This window comes from Colwellia aquaemaris (genome assembly GCF_057548755.1).
The window spans coordinates 351043-367939 of the sequence record NZ_BAAJLV010000004.1 but is presented as its reverse complement, the minus strand read 5'-3'; the positions used below and the strand labels follow the sequence as shown (position 1 = coordinate 367939).

Below are 16897 nucleotides of genomic sequence, written 5' to 3'. Positions count from 1 at the left end.
CAATGAAAAATGTAATTTTTAATCATGATGCGGCAATAGATGAATACATGGCGAGCGTGCTTATCAGCACAATGGCAGATGTTAATTTACTCGGAGTGATAATAACCAATGGTGATTGCGTATATGGTCCGGCCATGAACGCAGCCTACAAAATACAGCAATATATTGGGCAGCCTAATACTCCTTTGTTACTTAGTTCAGACCGTGGTTGGAATAGCTTTCCGTGGGCGTATAGAGAAGATTGTATTCGCCAAGGCGAAATTTCATGTTTGAAATTAATCCCAAACAACCCTAATTGGCCTTGGTATCCAAATAGCGTTGAAAAGCCGAAAGAGTTCAACCCTAACGCCAATAAATCTATTGAGGGAAGTGTTGCTGGATACCCAGATGGCAATGTTTTTCTAGCAAATGCGTTAGATAACGCACTGCTAAGTGGAGAAAAAATTACCCTTGTTATTTGTTGTCCTTTGACTATTTTGAAAAGTGTTTTAAGCGAAAGGCTAGAAAGAGAAAATGCAATTGACGAACTGGTTTGGATGGGGGGAGCGATAGCACCAGTAAAAGGTAATTTAGACCCAAGCACCATTTCGCCAGTAATTGCTAACCCATGGGCAGAGTGGAATGCTTTTTGGGACAGTAGTGCTGTTGATTGGGTGTTTAAAAATACCAATATTCCCATTTCGGTATTTCCACTAAATGTAACGAACCAAGCGAAAATTACCACTGAATTTAAAAATGCTTTAGCGGCACAAGCTAACGACTATCCATTATCAACTTTAGCGCACCAAAGCTATTCTTTAGTTGATGGACAGTCATTCTATGAAATGTGGGATGTATTAACGGTAAGTTATTTAGCTCGGCCGGATTTATTTTCCGCAGCTCAAAGCATGGAGTTAAGCATAATTACACAAGGATTCTATGAAGGAACACTATATCCATCTCAAGAGAAATCACGTACCGTTAATGTTATTTTAGATTTACTGCAGCCAGCAGCGTTTTATGATTATGTTTTAACAGCTTTTAGACGTTAGATGAAAGCTTAGTTTATGGCTAGTTGAATATGGATGTTTGTTAGGACTAGTTATGATTTGATATACAGTAATAAAAAGCGAGCTATGGCTCGCTTTTTTTTGAACATATTTTAAATATTTTGCTGGCAATGGCTGTACATTATTTTCTTAGATTATTTACTTAAAAACACCATTTTCGTAGGCGTTAGTCACTTTATTAATGAGCTCTTGGTCGCTTATGTTTAGCTTGTGACGTTTGCTAAAGCCGAAAAGTGTGACGTTAGCCCTGACTTCTTCAAGCTCGATAGGCGACACGTTCAATTTTGCTTTTTTAATTTCTACCGCATAGGTTTCTAGTATTTCAGGGCTTAGCATTATTATGTCAATTCGATTTTTAAGTAACATAGAAAAGCCAATACGATTATTTTGCACAGAAACTTTATTTAAGCTGTCGTCATCATCAAAACGGGGAAAATATAAAGACCCACGTGACACGCCAATAATTTTACCCTTGAAGTCATCATAGCTGTTAATAGTGATATCTTTTTTCGAAATAACTCTAAGTGCATCAGCAGATTTAAACGGCGCATAAAGAGCAAACTTAGCCCTTTGTTCGGTTTTATTAAGCCCTGCAATAACGTCAACATCGCCGTTTTTCAACATAGCAACACATCGAGCAAAGTTAGGAGATTGAATAAAGCTAAGCTCTTTTCCTAATATATCAGCAAGGGTTTCCAGAGCTCTAATATGAGTACCGTAAGGTTTAGCGCCTAAATATTGATAAGGTGGGTGGTCATCAATACAGGCAACTAATAGTTTACTTTGAGCATGTGTAAATGTAGCCCAGATCAGACCCAGCAAAAGCAAACTAATTTTTTTCATAACTTAGTACCCAAATCTTTGCCGTAAAATATTAAGTTTATATCACATTTTGGCTTTTCAATACATATACTGGCCTAGCGGCCTTGAAAATAAGGGACGTTTTTTGTGCTGATTATAATATTACGTGGTGTAATGGTTTAAGGTGATGGTAATAGTAATAGCTCAGCGAGGATATTACGCAGCGTGCTTTAAATAACAATAAAGCAGCAACTGCGTGATATGTTAGCGAGCTACAATATGTGTACAAATTAAAGGTTGGCGGGTAAATGCAAACAACAGCCTTTACCGGCGAAGGTTAGTTGATATCTAGGCTCACTATTGTCAGGTGCAGCGGAAACTTCTTCTAACATACCTTTGGCAATTAAAAAGTCCAACATGTTAGTTGATAGTTCGCCCAGTTTAGTTTTTGCCGTAATTTCCATTTTGGTGGCGACACCTTTAAATGAATACATTGCTTTAATTATTTTTGCCTCGGCTTCTGACAAGGTTGGCATACGCCCTGTATACGGTGGGAATTGATGCAGTGGATATTTACCTTGAATACTTTCATAAGAGGCTTGCATGGCTTTAATATCCTCCTCCTTATTACCGGTTAAAGTAAAGGTATGAAAAACACCTGATTCTTTACTGAAATAGTCTACTTTTGCTAAAAAAATAGGTAAGCCACAACCTTGAGCAACATGGTAAAAGCCAGTTTTCCATTTAGGTACTGCGCCACGAGTTCCTTCTGGTGTAAATAGGAAGAATACTCGTTGTAACTTCTGTTTGTTGATGAAATTTTTAATTTGTTGAACTTGCCCAACACCTTGCTCTGAACGGTCAATAGGGATTGCGCCTAAATACATTAACCAACGACCTAATAATGGTACTTGGCAAATACTGTCTTTAATAGAAAAGTATATTTTAACATCTTGCTGAATGGCCGCGCCAAGTGCGTAAAAGAAGTCCCAATTTGACGTGTGCGGCGCTGCAATAGTAACACCTGCACCTTCAGGTGTATTTTTACATAGCTTCCAGCCGGCAATTTTGAACCAAAGTGTAAAGAAGAATTTTAAAAAGTATTTAGTGAAAACACCGTCAAAAATGGTGGTTTCACGAATTGCGAGTGAACTTTTAGCCATAGCAAGGAGAAGTGATGTTATGAAATATATAAATAGTATTTTAGCAGTAAAGTGCTAGAAAACATTGATGTAGCGTAAAAATTTACTAACGCTAGGTATCGACTTGGTTTTGCTGATGACTGAATAGGGCAAATTATTTAGTAACTGCTTGGTAGGCGTCAATAATTTTCTGAATGTTATTAGCTTCATTTTCTTGATTATTATGCTGAAAGCCTTGTTGAATTCGGCGGTAGTGTTTTAATGTTTTTTGTCGATATTTATCTGCTATATCCGCATGCTTTATCGTGCTTGGCTGCCAAATTTTATCACCAATAGCGCTGATTTTGCTGTTTTTATTGTGCAAACTTGATACTAATATTAGCTCATAAAAACGTTGGTTTTCAGTAATTAACATTTCGTTTTGCAAGCTAAAATTGAGTGCAATTAATTTTTCTCGTAAGGAATATTGATGATGAACAGGACAAAGCAAAAAATCGATATCCATATTTTTACAATGCTGTTGATAAATTGCTTCAATAAACTTAATCATTAAATCACCGCCAACCCCTGCGATGATGATCAAATGCTTGCCTTGATATTGTGCTAGCGGCAGTTTGGCAACGTCGAGGCAATGAGTTTCCCAAAACAAGGTAGGGCAAAAACGCTTAAGTTTGCTTTCTACATTGGTAACAAGTTCAGGCACAATATCTACAAAATGAATATTGCTTTTCGGTTGGCTTGATAACAATGCAAAACCTAAAAAGCCATGGTCACAGCAGCAATCCCAAATGTGATCATATTGCTTTGTCACCATTTTTTCGATTTGTTGTAGACGTTTGCTGAGTTTAATCGTGTGTTTCACGTGTGATGCTTGTATTGAATTAAAAAGGCTAGCTATTCTTCATCAAGAATAACCATTCTGTAAATTGTGATCATTTTTTTCGGGACTGTGGTGTAGCCGAGTTCGTTGCTAAAGCCAACTTCAACCTGCGCCATTTTTTCGAGTACGTCGTAGCCCTCAACAATTTCACCAAATACTGCGTATCCCCACGAACTGCCGGGATCTAAATTTGTATTGTCATTTAGGTTAATAAAAAACTGGTTAGTGGCAGAGTGAGCATCGTTTAGCTGTTTCGCCATGGCGATGGTGCCTTCTTTATTTTTTAAGCCATTACCTGATTCGTTAAAAATAGGAGTGTCGGGTTCAACGTCAGTGTAGTTGGTCATAAAGCCACCGCCTTGAATAAGGTAGCCTTCTTCAACACGATGGATCAGCGTTTTATCATACTGTCCGCGAGTTACGTAGCCTAAAAAATTATCAACGGTAATTTTTGCCCTATGGCGGTTAAGCTCTACAATTACATTGCCCATAGAGGTTTCTATTCTCACTTTTGGTGAGTAGTTATTTGGTTGAATATACTGGCCTTTAGTATTTGCAGCGAATAGTTGAAATGACATTAAAACTGTCAGTATAAGGAGTAAAATTCTGCTCACATTGGTACCTATTGATTGTTTATTGATAATTCAAATTCGTCGGCATCTAAAAATGCCGGAAAGTCATTTTTAAACTTTTCAAGCTTAGTAAAGTCGAGCTGCGTTGTGATTATTTGTTGTTGGTTATCTTTAGCACAAGTGATGATTTCACCGCTATAGTCGATTATTGCTGTCCCACCTGAATGTGGAACATTATTACCATCGTTGCCGACGCGGTTTACGCCAATAACATAAGCTTGGTTTTCCATGGCTCGTGCCTTTAATAACGTATCCCAAATATTACGACGTGCTGCTGGCCAATTGGCAACATTAATCATGAGATCATAATCTTGGCGATTTCTAGACCAAACAGGAAAGCGTAAATCGTAACAAACAAGTGGCAATATCTTTATGCCTTTGATGGTGATGACTTTTCGCTCATAGCCTTGTTCAACATAATTTTGTTCGTTGCCTAAACGAAATAAATGGCGTTTGTCGTAGTGTTCAACACTGCCATCAGCAAACACCCAATAAAATCGGTTTACCTTTTTGTTGTTTTGGCTAACTAAAACACTGCCAGCGACAACACAATTAAATTGTTGCGCCAATTTTTTTAGCCAAGCTAACGCTTTTCCGCCGTTTTCAGGTTCTTGTACATTGTCATTATTGATACAAAAACCGGTTGAAAAGGTTTCAGGTAGTAATAATAAATCAACGCCAGCATTGTTATTAAAATAATCAGCAATAACTTGCTCTAAGTATTGAAAGTTGGCTTGTTGATCTAGCCAATGAATGTCGTATTGAACTGCTGCTACGGTTAAAGTTGACATAACAATGCTGCTGCCTCTAATAAAGTTTGTTCATTTTTTGCGAAACAAAGTCGAATAACTTTATTGTTTTGCTGATATGCTTCTCGTTCATTTGCCGGATAGAAAGGGCTAAGTGGAATGGCAGCAACGCCAAGCTGTGTGGTTAACCAATGACAAAACTCTCGGTCATTGAGTTCCGATATCGCAGAATAATCTAATAGTAAAAAGTAAGTGCCTTTAGACGGCAATAAGTTAAAGCGAGAAGCTTTTAATGCATTAACTAGTATGTCTCTTTTTTGTTGATAGAAACCTGCTAATTCAGTGATATGCTTAGGGTGTTGTTTCATCATTTCTGCGATGGCAATTTGTGCGGGTGTAAACGAACAAAAGGTAACGTATTGGTGAATTTTTCTAAACTCAGCCATTAGTTCATCAGGGGCGGCGCAATAACCCATTTTCCAACCAGTACAATGGAAGGTTTTTCCGAAACTTGAAACGACAAAAGCACGTTTAAACAACTCCGGATAACGTAATACACTTTCATGACGCAGACCGTCAAAGGTCATGTGCTCATAAACTTCATCGCTAATAACATACAGCTGATGTTTTTTAACTAAATCTTCTAAGGCTTTCAGATCGTCAGCGCTAACAATTGAGCCCGTTGGATTGTGAGGGCTGTTAACAATAATTGCGCGCGTATTTTCATTAATGCTGGCTTCAACCTCAGACCAATTAATAGCATAGTTGGGTGATTGCAAAGCAATATGGCGACAACTGCCGCCGGCAAGCTCTACTGCTGGTTCATAGGAGTCATAGGCGGGGTCAAAAATTATGACTTCATCATTTGGACGTACCAGCGTTTGTATTGCAACCCATAATGCCTCTGTAGCACCTGAGGTAATAGTAATATTATTTTGACCGTTCAGCTGTTGCTCGTTTGATAAGTTTGGCTGATATTGCCTGTGTATCATTTCAGCAATTTGCGTAAGAAGCTCAGGTAGGCCGTTAGATGGTGAGTATTGATTTTTGCCGTCACAAACAGCTTGGTTGATTTTATCTTTTAAAAAGTCAGGAGTGTCAAACTCCGGAAAACCTTGAGATAAGTTGATGGCTTGATGCTGATTTGCCAACATCGACATTTCAGTGAAAATACTGGTTTCTACGTTGGCTAATTTACTACTAAAAGATGAAGACACAAAAAACTCTCTTAATTTCTACTGTTGATGGTTAGCGAATAAGTAAGGTACTTGCTAATGGGTAACTGTTTGCTACATCAATTTAATGCATGGATGTTAACCCTAGCAACCATGCAGTTCAATTAATATTAATAGGCTCGATTTAAGTTAACTCTTTAGGCCATCATTTGGTAATTTTGCAGCTGTTTTACTCATTAGCGATTTCACGGTGGTAAAAACCTCCTTGTTAGGGTAACCATCGGCAACCAATTGATGTTGTAGTTGAAATAAACGAATAGCTTGTCGGCTCATTGGTCCCCAAATACCATCAGGTTTTCCTGTTTCAAAACCTAAAGCATTTAGCTGGCTTTGTAGGGCTTTCATTTGCTTAATACTGTAGGGCTGAACTGATTTGATTTTTGTAAAATCTACACCCTTGGCGCCCACTAGTTTATTTGCCAATATGCCTACCGATAACGCATAGCTCTTAGAAAGGTTCCAGGTCATGATGACATTGAAATTTGGATATAGTAAAAATGCTGGCCCGTTATGACCAGACGGAAGGTAAAGCTCAGCTTGAATATTGTAGGTAGACAACGAGTTGTTATTGGTTTGTTTAACGCCTAATTGTTGGTAGTGTGTTAGCGGGTAGTATTTATCGAATGCGACTTTTGCAAAATCGAAGCTCTCCGGTAACTTTACTTCTCTTCCCCAGCGTTCTTTACTTTGCCAACCTATTTGCTGTAAGTAATTGGCCGCGGTGGTTAAGGCGTCGACTTCGCTTTGCCAAATATCCACCTTGCCATCATTGTCACCATCAATGGCATATTTTAAAAACGCGGTAGGCATAAACTGCATATGGCCCATGGCGCCAGCCCAAGAGCCTTTTAGCTGTTCTACGCTAACTTGTTTGGATTCAATTAAAGTAAATAAATTGAGTAGCTCTAATGTGAAAAATTCGCTACGACGTTGATCACAGGCTAAGGTTGCTAACGCATTGAGTACCGACATTTTACCTTTGTGTTTACCAAATACGGTTTCTAAGCCCCAAAAAGACACTAAATATTGCCTAGGAATACCGTATTCTTTTTCTAACTTATCGAATAGTACTTTATGTTCTTTTAGCTTTTTTCTGCCAACGCGTACATGATAATTAGTTACCCGGGCTTTTATATATTGTTCAAATGTTTGGGTAAATTCAGGTTGTTTTTTATCTAAGCTAAGCACGCGCTGAATAGGGGTAATACTATCAATAACTGTTTTGGTGATATAAGGAGAAAACCCAGCATTTTCAGTACGCTCGACTAAATTTAATTTACATTGATCGAAATTTTCATTAGCGATTTCAGCATGAGCTAAAAGTGGTGAAAACGTACAAATAAGAATTAATTGGCGAAGATTGGAGAAACTCGGTAATTGTCGAGAAAAATACTTGGAAAATCGAGTCATAGCAGTCACAAATAAACACTCCTTGGTTAGCACAGTAATGGTGAAGCCACTAGCATGGCTAAACTCGTCATTGAAAACAATGCTTAAATTACGATTTTATTAAAAAGTTATAGTTTATTGAAACCATACGGCCTGTATTACTTTGCGCTACGCTATGGTACTAATTTTGAGGTTTGCTTGGTAAAATAAATGCAACCTTACTTAATTTAAATAATTTGACCATGACCGATACTTTACCTAATTGCCCTAAATGTGAATCCAGCTATGTTTATCGTGATCAATCGCTATTAATTTGTCCTGAATGTGGCCATGAGTGGGATCCGTCAGACTTTGAAGCGGAAGATATTATTGAGGTAAAAGATGCTAATGGTGCTTTATTAAGTGAAGGAGATAAGGTTACTGTAATTAAAGACCTAAAAATTAAAGCGAGTTCGCAAGTTATAAAAATAGGCACTAAGGCAGTTGTACGTCGTATAAAAGATGCTAAAGATCATCAGTTAGACTGTAAAGTTGATGGTGTCGGTGAGATGATGGTCACTGCTAAGTTTGTCAAAAAAGCGTAAAGGAAATTTGTTAGTGTTTCGCTTTATTTGCTGTGTTTTGCATTGTTTGGATGACGAAGTAATACAAAAGTGATTGTTTATGTTGCTTTTTAACGAGATGGAGATGGAATAAAATGCTGTGCAATAAAGGCCACGTATCTGTGTGTACTCAATTACTATTTGTTTTTAGCCTGTTTATTCCTTGGTTTGTTAATAGTGCTGAAACGTCAAATTCGTCAGTGGTGAAAAGTACTAAAACTCCTAATGCCGAACTCTATTTTGCCGATGCTGGCATTCCATGGGGCATGGCATGGCTACCAAGTGGCGATATGTTAATTACCCTACGTGGTGGCGAGCTAAAGTTAGTTAACCATGCTACGCGCACTGCAAAAATAATCACAGGTCTACCGGCAATAGCTGTCGGCGGGCAGGGCGGTTTGCTTGATATTGTTGTGCATCCAGATTACGCCAAAAACGGTTGGTTGTATATTTCTTACGCTAAAACTGACGGTCGTGGTAATAAAAGCACGGCAATAATGCGAGCTAAACTTAAAGGCAATGTATTGACGGCAATTGAAGATATTTATGTTGCTCAAGCGTACAGCGGCAGTGGACAGCATTTTGGTAGCCGTATGGTTTTTGATAACCAGCGCTATTTATATTTCTCAATAGGCGATAGAGGGAAAAGAGACACTAACCCGCAAAATATTACTCGCGATGCTGGGAAAATTTATCGTATACATGATGATGGCCGCATACCCAGTGATAACCCTTTTATTAACAGTGTTGGGGCTAAAAAGGCGATTTACTCTTATGGTCATCGTAATCCGCAAGGTATGGCAAAGCATCCTATCACAGGTGAAATATGGACTCATGAACACGGGCCTCGTGGTGGCGATGAAGTTAATCTAATTGCCAAAGGCAAAAACTATGGCTGGCCAGTAATTAGCTACGGTGTAAATTATTCAGGCTCTAAGTTTACTGAGCTAACTGAAAAACAAGGTATGGAACAGCCATTGTGGTATTGGGACCCGTCTATTGCGCCGTCTGGAATGGCGTTTATTACTAGTGATAAGTATTCGAATTGGCGAGGCAATATTTTGGTGGGCTCATTGAAGTTTGGTCAGCTTGTGATGTTAACGTTAGAGGATAATAATATTGTTAAAGAAGATGTTATTTTGGACAAGTTGATTCGAGTGCGTAATGTTGCACAAGGCCCTGATGGTTTCATTTATCTTGGGATTGATGGCAAAGGAGTTTATCGGTTGCAGCTAAATTAATACTATATAGCCAACTTAAAAATAAAGCTGGCTAGAATGTTCTATTCTATTAGGTTAAAAGCCTCTTTCATATGATGCACGTACAGACACAGTTTCCCATGTACCATCACTATACAAAATAGTTGCTAATTATATATTTTTAAAAGTAAATTTGATGGATTCAAATATTTTTTGAGCTTGAATATAGTCGACGTTATTCTTAAATTCGATTAACATCGAAAATCGCTGTCTAATTTGTATATTGACAATAGATAGTGCTATCTTTTTATTATATTTCAATAGTCTAGCTTGGTGGCCGTCAATAGATATTGTTTCTATGCTGGCATGAGTTAACTCGTTAAATTGAGAGGCATATCTGCCCAAGTCATAAGTTAATGTCATATGCTTATTACTCAATTGACCGGTAATGGAGTCGATTGCTAACACTTTAGTTACCAGTAAACTTTTTGGATGTTGGAAGCAAAAGTGATTATGAGGGCAAAGCTCAAGCCAATTATCAGTATTATTTAAATTTTTACTGGTTGAATAGCTCGAATAAAGTAAAGATAGGGTAAGTGACAGGGTAGCTGAATAGCTAAATTTCATAATATTCTCTGGAATTGCCAACACTTATAAATATATAAGTGTTGGCTTGTAATATCAGTTTTACTGATTTCTTTTAATACTATTTTTAAATAGAAAGACAAAAGAAAGAAAAAACAACATTAAGGTACTCGGCTCTGGCACTGGTCTTGGAATACTGGCCGCTGCAACAACAAGAACAGGGTTAATATCAATCCAAAAGCTTTGGCCATTGCTTTGCACAAGCGGACTTCTATGAATTTGGTTAACTTCGTTAACCGTTAAAAACGTATTATTGTTTAACCTTGGATTCATTAAAAAACTACCGTCAACATGATCTAAGCCTAGGTTATGACCCAATTCATGAGCCAACAACTCACCTCCAAAGCTACTTGCGGCAAAAGAAGACTCAACTACAAAATCATTACCAAAAAACTCTCCGCAGCCAACATAACTAGGATTAATAAAACCACCACAAGCACTGATAGTGTCAATAAAGTAGAAATTGACCACGTTGGCAGGGCCAATATGCATATCAAATAATTGCTCAACTTCTGCATCGGTTGTGATATCTAAAAGTTCAGGGAATATGAGCTCTGATACTGTGCCTATACGAATATCTATCGGCATATTGGCAAAACTAGCTTGCGAGAAAATGGCATCAAGATCTGATTCATTGGTGGTAATAAATGCCGCTTTACTCTGCGCAGAAACAGTAATGGCTGTTATGATTAGTAGAACTTTTAGTATATTCACTTTATTCCTTAAAATTAATAACTTACGATAGGCTTTTCTGAAAATTTAAGCATAAAATGCACCATATCTATTTTATCAAGTGAAAACAATGGTTTGCTCTTTTTGGTATGTGCTATCTATTTGATAGTGTTAAATTTTACGACAAGTTATTGTTCACAAAAACAGCATTCAGCTAGCCGTTATTCTTGTTTGTTAAATATAGAATTAAATGCAATTTTAAATGGGGTCGTGGCCATTAATGCTGTATAGTGTGCGGCCTTATTATACTGGCTAATTTTTTGCTCACTGCTGCAAATTATTCAACTAAAAATTTCATCATATTAACTACCTATTTAAAGCAATCTGTTAATGATTATCGGTAAATACATCTAGTTAATAGCATATAGGAAGACTCTTTTTGATCTCGACATCGAATATCACCATGCAATTTGGCGCAGAGCCTTTGTTTGAAAACATCTCCGCTAAGTTTGGCAATGGCAATCGCTATGGCTTAATTGGCGCCAACGGCTGTGGAAAATCTACTTTCATGAAAATTCTTAGCGGTGAATTGGCACCTACGTCAGGTAATGTCTCTATTCCCCTTGGTAATAAAGTCGGTACCTTAAGTCAAGACCAGTTTGCGTTTGAAGAGTATAGCGTTATCGACACGGTTATTATGGGGGATGTTGAGCTATGGAAAGTTAAGCAAGAACGAGATGCCATTTACGCGCAAGCAGAAATGAGTGAAGAAGACGGCATGCGTGTTGGCGACTTGGAAAGCCAATTTGCGGAAATGGATGGTTACAGTGCGGAAAGTCGCGCCGGTGAAATTTTACTTGAAGCGGGTATTGAAGAGTCTTTACATTATGGCTTAATGCAACAGGTCGCCCCAGGCTGGAAACTGCGGGTATTACTCGCACAAGCCTTGTTTGCTAATCCTGATATTCTGCTGCTTGATGAGCCAACCAACAACCTAGATATTCATACCATTAGCTGGTTAGAAGGCGAATTAAACAAACGTAAATGTACCATGATTATTATTTCTCATGATCGTCATTTTCTTAATGCAGTTTGTACTCATATGGCTGATATTGATTACGGTGAATTGCGTATTTATCCTGGCAACTATGAGTTTTATCTAGCGCAGTCAAGCTTGCTACGTGAACAGTTACTGGCAGGGAATGCGAAAAAAGTCTCGGAAATGGAAGAATTACAAGACTTTGTAAACCGTTTTGGCGCCAATGCATCTAAAGCAAAACAAGCGAGTTCACGCGCAAAGAAACTCGATAAAATTAAACTGGATGAGGTGAAAGCTTCTAGTCGTATTACGCCTAAATTACGATTTACTTCCGGTAAGAAAATGCATCGCCAAGCTTTAGAGCTAGAAAATTTGGGGCATGGCTTTGATGGTGAAACATTGTTCCAAGGCGGCGATTTGTTATTAGAAGCGGGTGCCAAGCTTGCTATTATTGGCGAAAATGGTGTTGGTAAAACCACCTTTTTACGTTGTTTAATGAATGAACTAGTGCAGCAAGAAGGTGTGGTTAAGTGGTCAGAAAACGCATTATTGGGCTATTGTCCACAAGATAGCAGCCACTTTTTTGATAATGACCTAACCTTGATGGATTGGATGTCGCAATGGCGCCGACCTTGTCATAATGATCTAATTGTTCGTGGTATGTTAGGGCGTTTGTTGTTTACTGATGATGATGCCAATAAAAAAGCGCGTAACTGCTCAGGTGGTGAGAAAAACCGTTTATTGTTTGGTATGTTAATGATGCAAGATATTAACGTATTAATTATGGATGAACCGACCAACCATATGGACATTGAAGCCATTGATGCACTAAACAATGCCTTGAAAGACTTTGAAGGTACCTTGATATTCGTTAGTCATGACCGCGAGTTTGTTTCTAGCTTGGCAACTCGTGTTATCGACATTAAAGATAAGCAATTGGTCGATTTTCAGGGTTCACTGGATGAATACCTTAATAGCCAAGAACAAGTGAAAAAAATCGCGTAAGTATTATTTATTTTCATTTTGTTTGAAAAAGCCAGAAACTATATGGTATCTGGCTTTTTTATTAACTAACTTGAACTTTGATTAGCTAGTCACTGACAACCGTAAAGCCGTTCGCGCTGGCATTAACTATTTTGCCATTACTAAAGGTCACTTGCATTGTTTGATCACTATAGTTATAAACAACGTAGCTAGTGGCACCATTTTTTTCAAATGCCACGGCTGCAGGATGATTTGCTGTCAGTGCACCTGTACCGGTTTTTAAATGTCCCAATTTGCTGAAGGTATGAAGCCAATGATAAGTATGGGCTTTTGTTTCGCCAGCCTCGGGTTCATAACTAGCGACATTGTCGTAATCGGCAATGGCTAGCTCTGCATCTGTCATTGCCCATAAGTTCCACCAAATATCCCGCCATTGATCATCAATTAAACCAGAAGGTTTACCGTTAGACGATTCACTTAAACCTAATGTAACGTAGTCTTTCATGTAATCTGCGTGTAAACCTACATGTAAGGTTAGTGGATTAATTGGTAATCCTTGAATACCTAAAATATGTGCATGTGCAGCGCTAAACCAAGTTGAGAACACCGCTCCGTCGCCCCAGATTATTGAGGTGGTTATTTTATCGTAACCATCGGGAAAGTTATTTTCAGTTTCACCAACATTATTGTAATCATCAATATTGTTCCAATACTGCCAATAAGCTGCCGTGGTTGAGGCGTGTAAATACATGCCACGCTCTACTAAATCATTATTGTCGGTGATTAAGCCATAGAGAATAATTGCGCCATAGGCGTTAGCGGCTTCCGACGTGGATTCATTATTATTGCCACGAGCAAAGTTGACTTTACCAGAGGCCCATGAAAAGCCATTGGCGGGATCAAAGTTTCGTAAATACGGGAACATGTCGTCATCTCTACCACCAGCATAATCACGGATCAGTAATTCGATCATAGGGCCGTATTGTTCGTCACTACACCAACTTGTATCTAATCGGCACACTTCGGCGGCGGCGCGAATTAAATAACCATAATGAAAATGATGATCGTTAAGTTGTTGATGACTCATAAAAGACTCTTCTAATGCCAATAATGTCGACCACTCTTCATCATAAACGAAGTATTTGTTGATATCTAAATTATCCTCTGTTTCAGCGGTAAACCAGTCAGATAACTCAGCTTTTAGCCAGTTTCGCAGGGTAGTTGCTTCCTTTGCCATGCCGATTGATTCAGCAATGGCGGTTAATTCAGCAACTTTACTGTAATTTTTTCCTGACCAGTACGCGTCGGTGTGGGTATTCCAAGAGTCAGCCCCTAGTGCAATAAATTCTCTGATCAAAGTTTCTAAGGTTGCTTGCTCAAAAGTTCCATCAATAGAAGGTAATGTAGGTAGCACACCGACAAAAGGTAGTTGATAGCTAAACTGGTCGGTTTCACTAAACTTAATAGCGCCGCGGGCACTTTTTATTTGGTAAGTTGACGTTATTTGCGTAGAGTTTTTCCAGTGTAACGGCTGCATACCGGCAATTGTTTCAACAGCTTGCCCTTGGCTATTTTTATAGCTATGACTAACCGTAACGGTATTGCTGGCTTTATCAACCGAGTAGTCTATTAAAACACTGGCAACAACATTGCGGGCTTTTGCTGCAAAGAAACTGGTTAAGGTATCGGAAGGTACACCGTTTAAGCTCGGAAGATAGGTTAGGGTAAATTCCTTTGTTGCATTGCTAACGGTAATTTCGTTACTGGCTATATTGTCAAATGTGGTTGTTCCTTCGCCTGTAACTAAGAAGTTATTACTATTGCCAGCAACGCTAGTCCAGATACCTAAACTATTATTTTGGTTGTAAAAGGTACCTTTTTCACTGCCATCATCGCGCAGGGTACGAATTATGATATCGCCATCATAAACTTTGAAATATATATAAGGTGAGCCATGAACAAATGTTGCTTCCATAACAGCAGTGTCATTATTTTGCCATTCTACCGTTACTGAGCCGTCGCTGTGGTCTTTTAAATAGCCTTGTAAATCGCTATGCAGTGAATTAGCAATCGCGATACCGTCAAACACTTCACTAAAAGGGTCTGGAATTGGGTACAGAAAACCGTCTGTTGTGGTGGTTAAGCCTGATGGAATGCCCATAATTCTAACACCGCGCTCTGATATACGGGCCGTTATTGGGTCAGGGGTAATATAGGCAGCGGTGTTAGCATCACCTATGGTCATTTCGCCCATAAAAGGCACAGAGCCCCACCATTTGTGGGTTGGTGTTGGCTTAGTTAAAGCAGGACCTGTTAACTGCGGGTATAGCTTAGTTGGTGTACCTGTAGGAATCCCTGTTGTGGTATCACAACCAGCAATTGCTGGCTCAACAATACCGGCGTTGTAAATCCAGTTGCCAAAGTCATAAACGCAGCGATAGCTTTCGGGGTTAATGGTATCGGAAATAGAACCTGCGCCGTAGTTCGTTATTTGATATGAGCCTGGGCTAGTTCCGCCATCGTTGATGCCAGTGAAATGAATATTATCGAGTTGAAATATGGTGCTGGTTGCATCGGTTGCCCATATAACTATGCCCGTATTGACGCTTGCTAGGTTTAGTCCTGCATTTGCTAACGAGGCTAAAGGAATTTCCACCGTTTCCCAGCCTGTTGCACCTTTACTACCCAAGTGTTGATCGCCAGAAGTACAAGGGTAAATACAGTCAAGTTTCATGGTGATTTTACTGTCACCACTGATCACCTTAATATCGAAAACAAGCTTGCCGTCGGTATGATTGCTAAGATTTATTACACTGCTCATACTAATAAATAGGCCGGCGGCATTACCGGCAGCACTGTGAGTCACTTCTAGAACATCACCTCGCTCGTGGTCAGTTACAACTTGCCAGCCAATACTTGGGCAACCTGCGCCACCATCGTTATTACATTCTGCCCAACCTATGGCTGAGTCAAAGGCATTAATGCCTCTGTCCCAAAGCGCAGCAACAGTACCGCCTTCAAAAATACTTACTTGTGTGCTTGCTGTGTTGTCACCAACAATCACGGTTCTAGTTGCAATAGCTTGGTTACCAGCGTTATCTGATGCGGTATAGGTTATTGTATAAGTTTGAGCCAAGTCAGCCACTGTGCCAGATGTGGTAACGGCAACATTGCCATCAACAAGGTCAGTAGCAGTCGCTCCTGCATCTATATATATTTCTCCTAGCCTATGGTTGATAGTGGTGTCACCAATAATGTTAATGACTGGAGGGTTAGTGTCAGCTACAACCACACTTCTCGTTGCGGTTGCAGTATTCCCGGCAATATCTGTTGCCGTGTAGGTTAAGGTATAATTTCCAGCACTACTTTCTATTTCTCCTGTGGTTGTTACCCTTATATTGCCATCAACAATGTCGATGGCATTGGCACCCGCATCAACATATATCGTGCCTTGCTCATGAATTTCGTTGATATTGCCAATAACCGTTATTGTTGGTGCTGTAGTATCCGCAACTGTTACCGTTCTTAACGCTGATGCAGAATTTCCTGCCTTGTCGGTCGCAGTGTAGGTAAGGGTATAAACTCCTGCTTGCTCACCGACAGCACCAGATGTAATAACAGCTAAGGTACCGTCAATATTATCTGTTGCACTAGCACCGGCATCAATATATGCCGTGCCTTGTTCATGTTCGACAATTGCTGAGCCAGATAATGTAATAACGGGGGCTGTTGTATCTATAGGTGCGGGCGTAATGCTATTGCTATTTTCAGTACTATTACTGCCACCGCCACAGCCTTGTAATACCAACATTGTGAAGGTAACAATAGATGAAATCTGTCGAAATTGAACTGACATTTTATTTCCTAAGTTTAATTATT

At 39.1% G+C, this 16897-nt stretch carries 14 protein-coding genes; 4 read left to right on the top strand and 10 right to left on the bottom strand.

All coding sequences use genetic code 11. From position 1 onward, the window contains the following. Nucleotides 1-2 precede the first annotated feature (2 nt). Nucleotides 3-1031, top strand: coding sequence for a nucleoside hydrolase (locus AC27HL_RS13590; RefSeq protein WP_487081590.1), 1029 nt, complete (start codon nt 3-5; stop codon nt 1029-1031). A 156-nt stretch (nt 1032-1187) separates the two neighbouring features. Here the strand turns inward: AC27HL_RS13590 and AC27HL_RS13585 are convergent, their stop codons facing one another. From AC27HL_RS13585 to AC27HL_RS13555, 7 genes are all read right to left on the bottom strand, one after another. Continuing rightward, a complete protein-coding gene (locus AC27HL_RS13585; RefSeq protein WP_487081589.1) occupies nt 1188-1892 on the bottom strand; it encodes a substrate-binding periplasmic protein in 705 nt (234 codons plus the stop codon). A 248-nt stretch (nt 1893-2140) separates the two neighbouring features. Next, nucleotides 2141-3013 carry a 1-acyl-sn-glycerol-3-phosphate acyltransferase gene (locus tag AC27HL_RS13580; RefSeq protein ID WP_487081588.1) on the bottom strand — a complete coding sequence of 291 codons (873 nt, stop codon included), beginning with the start codon at nt 3011-3013 and terminating at the stop codon, nt 2141-2143. A 133-nt stretch (nt 3014-3146) separates the two neighbouring features. Then, nucleotides 3147-3854: a tRNA (adenine(22)-N(1))-methyltransferase gene (locus tag AC27HL_RS13575; protein WP_487081587.1), complete on the bottom strand. Its 708-nt coding sequence runs from the start codon at nt 3852-3854 to the stop codon at nt 3147-3149. A 32-nt stretch (nt 3855-3886) separates the two neighbouring features. Next, nucleotides 3887-4450 carry a peptidylprolyl isomerase gene (locus AC27HL_RS13570; RefSeq protein ID WP_487081586.1) on the bottom strand — a complete coding sequence of 188 codons (564 nt, stop codon included), beginning with the start codon at nt 4448-4450 and terminating at the stop codon, nt 3887-3889. Between the two features lie 44 nt (nt 4451-4494). Then, complete coding sequence (locus tag AC27HL_RS13565) at nt 4495-5295, bottom strand: amidohydrolase (RefSeq protein ID WP_487081585.1); 801 nt, start codon at nt 5293-5295, stop codon at nt 4495-4497. Further along, nucleotides 5283-6413 (bottom strand): methionine aminotransferase, encoded by a 1131-nt coding sequence (locus AC27HL_RS13560; protein WP_487081711.1) that lies wholly within the window; start codon nt 6411-6413, stop codon nt 5283-5285. The genes AC27HL_RS13565 and AC27HL_RS13560 overlap by 13 nt, the downstream gene beginning before the upstream one ends. A 204-nt stretch (nt 6414-6617) precedes the next feature. Then, on the bottom strand, nt 6618-7898 hold the full coding sequence (locus AC27HL_RS13555; protein ID WP_487081710.1) for a lytic murein transglycosylase: 1281 nt from the start codon (nt 7896-7898) through the stop codon (nt 6618-6620). Between the two features lie 221 nt (nt 7899-8119). Between AC27HL_RS13555 and AC27HL_RS13550 the strand changes: the two genes are divergently transcribed. Continuing rightward, nucleotides 8120-8461 (top strand): zinc ribbon domain-containing protein YjdM, encoded by a 342-nt coding sequence (locus tag AC27HL_RS13550; protein ID WP_487081709.1) that lies wholly within the window; start codon nt 8120-8122, stop codon nt 8459-8461. A 113-nt stretch (nt 8462-8574) separates the two neighbouring features. Then, nucleotides 8575-9720 (top strand): PQQ-dependent sugar dehydrogenase, encoded by a 1146-nt coding sequence (locus AC27HL_RS13545; RefSeq protein ID WP_487081584.1) that lies wholly within the window; start codon nt 8575-8577, stop codon nt 9718-9720. 129 nt (nt 9721-9849) lie between these two features. Here AC27HL_RS13545 and AC27HL_RS13540 read toward each other — a convergent pair whose 3' ends face one another. Continuing rightward, a complete protein-coding gene (locus AC27HL_RS13540; RefSeq protein ID WP_487081583.1) occupies nt 9850-10305 on the bottom strand; it encodes a hypothetical protein in 456 nt (151 codons plus the stop codon). Nucleotides 10306-10365: 60 nt separating this feature from the next. Beyond that, the gene (locus AC27HL_RS13535; protein WP_487081582.1) at nt 10366-11037 is read right to left on the bottom strand and encodes a PEP-CTERM sorting domain-containing protein; all 672 of its coding nucleotides are present in this window, start codon (nt 11035-11037) and stop codon (nt 10366-10368) included. A 397-nt stretch (nt 11038-11434) separates the two neighbouring features. Here AC27HL_RS13535 and AC27HL_RS13530 point away from each other — a divergent pair, with 397 nt between their 5' ends. Then, nucleotides 11435-13039: an ABC-F family ATPase gene (locus tag AC27HL_RS13530; RefSeq protein WP_487081581.1), complete on the top strand. Its 1605-nt coding sequence runs from the start codon at nt 11435-11437 to the stop codon at nt 13037-13039. An 85-nt stretch (nt 13040-13124) separates the two neighbouring features. Here AC27HL_RS13530 and AC27HL_RS13525 read toward each other — a convergent pair whose 3' ends face one another. Beyond that, nucleotides 13125-16874 carry a glycosyl hydrolase gene (locus AC27HL_RS13525; RefSeq protein ID WP_487081580.1) on the bottom strand — a complete coding sequence of 1250 codons (3750 nt, stop codon included), beginning with the start codon at nt 16872-16874 and terminating at the stop codon, nt 13125-13127. Between the last annotated feature and the right edge of the window lie 23 nt (nt 16875-16897).

What these genes read in the sequence shown, in the direction of transcription:
- AC27HL_RS13585 (WP_487081589.1), bottom strand. Translation starts at nt 1,892, where the DNA reads ATGAAAAAAATTAGTTTGCTTTTGCTGGGTCTGATCTGGGCTACATTT.
- AC27HL_RS13565 (WP_487081585.1), bottom strand. Translation starts at nt 5,295, where the DNA reads ATGTCAACTTTAACCGTAGCAGCAGTTCAATACGACATTCATTGGCTA.
- AC27HL_RS13525 (WP_487081580.1), bottom strand. Translation starts at nt 16,874, where the DNA reads ATGTCAGTTCAATTTCGACAGATTTCATCTATTGTTACCTTCACAATG.
- AC27HL_RS13590 (WP_487081590.1), top strand. Translation starts at nt 3, where the DNA reads ATGAAAAATGTAATTTTTAATCATGATGCGGCAATAGATGAATACATG.
- AC27HL_RS13555 (WP_487081710.1), bottom strand. Translation starts at nt 7,898, where the DNA reads ATGACTCGATTTTCCAAGTATTTTTCTCGACAATTACCGAGTTTCTCC.
- AC27HL_RS13545 (WP_487081584.1), top strand. Translation starts at nt 8,575, where the DNA reads ATGCTGTGCAATAAAGGCCACGTATCTGTGTGTACTCAATTACTATTT.
- AC27HL_RS13560 (WP_487081711.1), bottom strand. Translation starts at nt 6,413, where the DNA reads ATGTCGATGTTGGCAAATCAGCATCAAGCCATCAACTTATCTCAAGGT.
- AC27HL_RS13570 (WP_487081586.1), bottom strand. Translation starts at nt 4,450, where the DNA reads ATGTCATTTCAACTATTCGCTGCAAATACTAAAGGCCAGTATATTCAA.
- AC27HL_RS13550 (WP_487081709.1), top strand. Translation starts at nt 8,120, where the DNA reads ATGACCGATACTTTACCTAATTGCCCTAAATGTGAATCCAGCTATGTT.
- AC27HL_RS13580 (WP_487081588.1), bottom strand. Translation starts at nt 3,013, where the DNA reads ATGGCTAAAAGTTCACTCGCAATTCGTGAAACCACCATTTTTGACGGT.
- AC27HL_RS13540 (WP_487081583.1), bottom strand. Translation starts at nt 10,305, where the DNA reads ATGAAATTTAGCTATTCAGCTACCCTGTCACTTACCCTATCTTTACTT.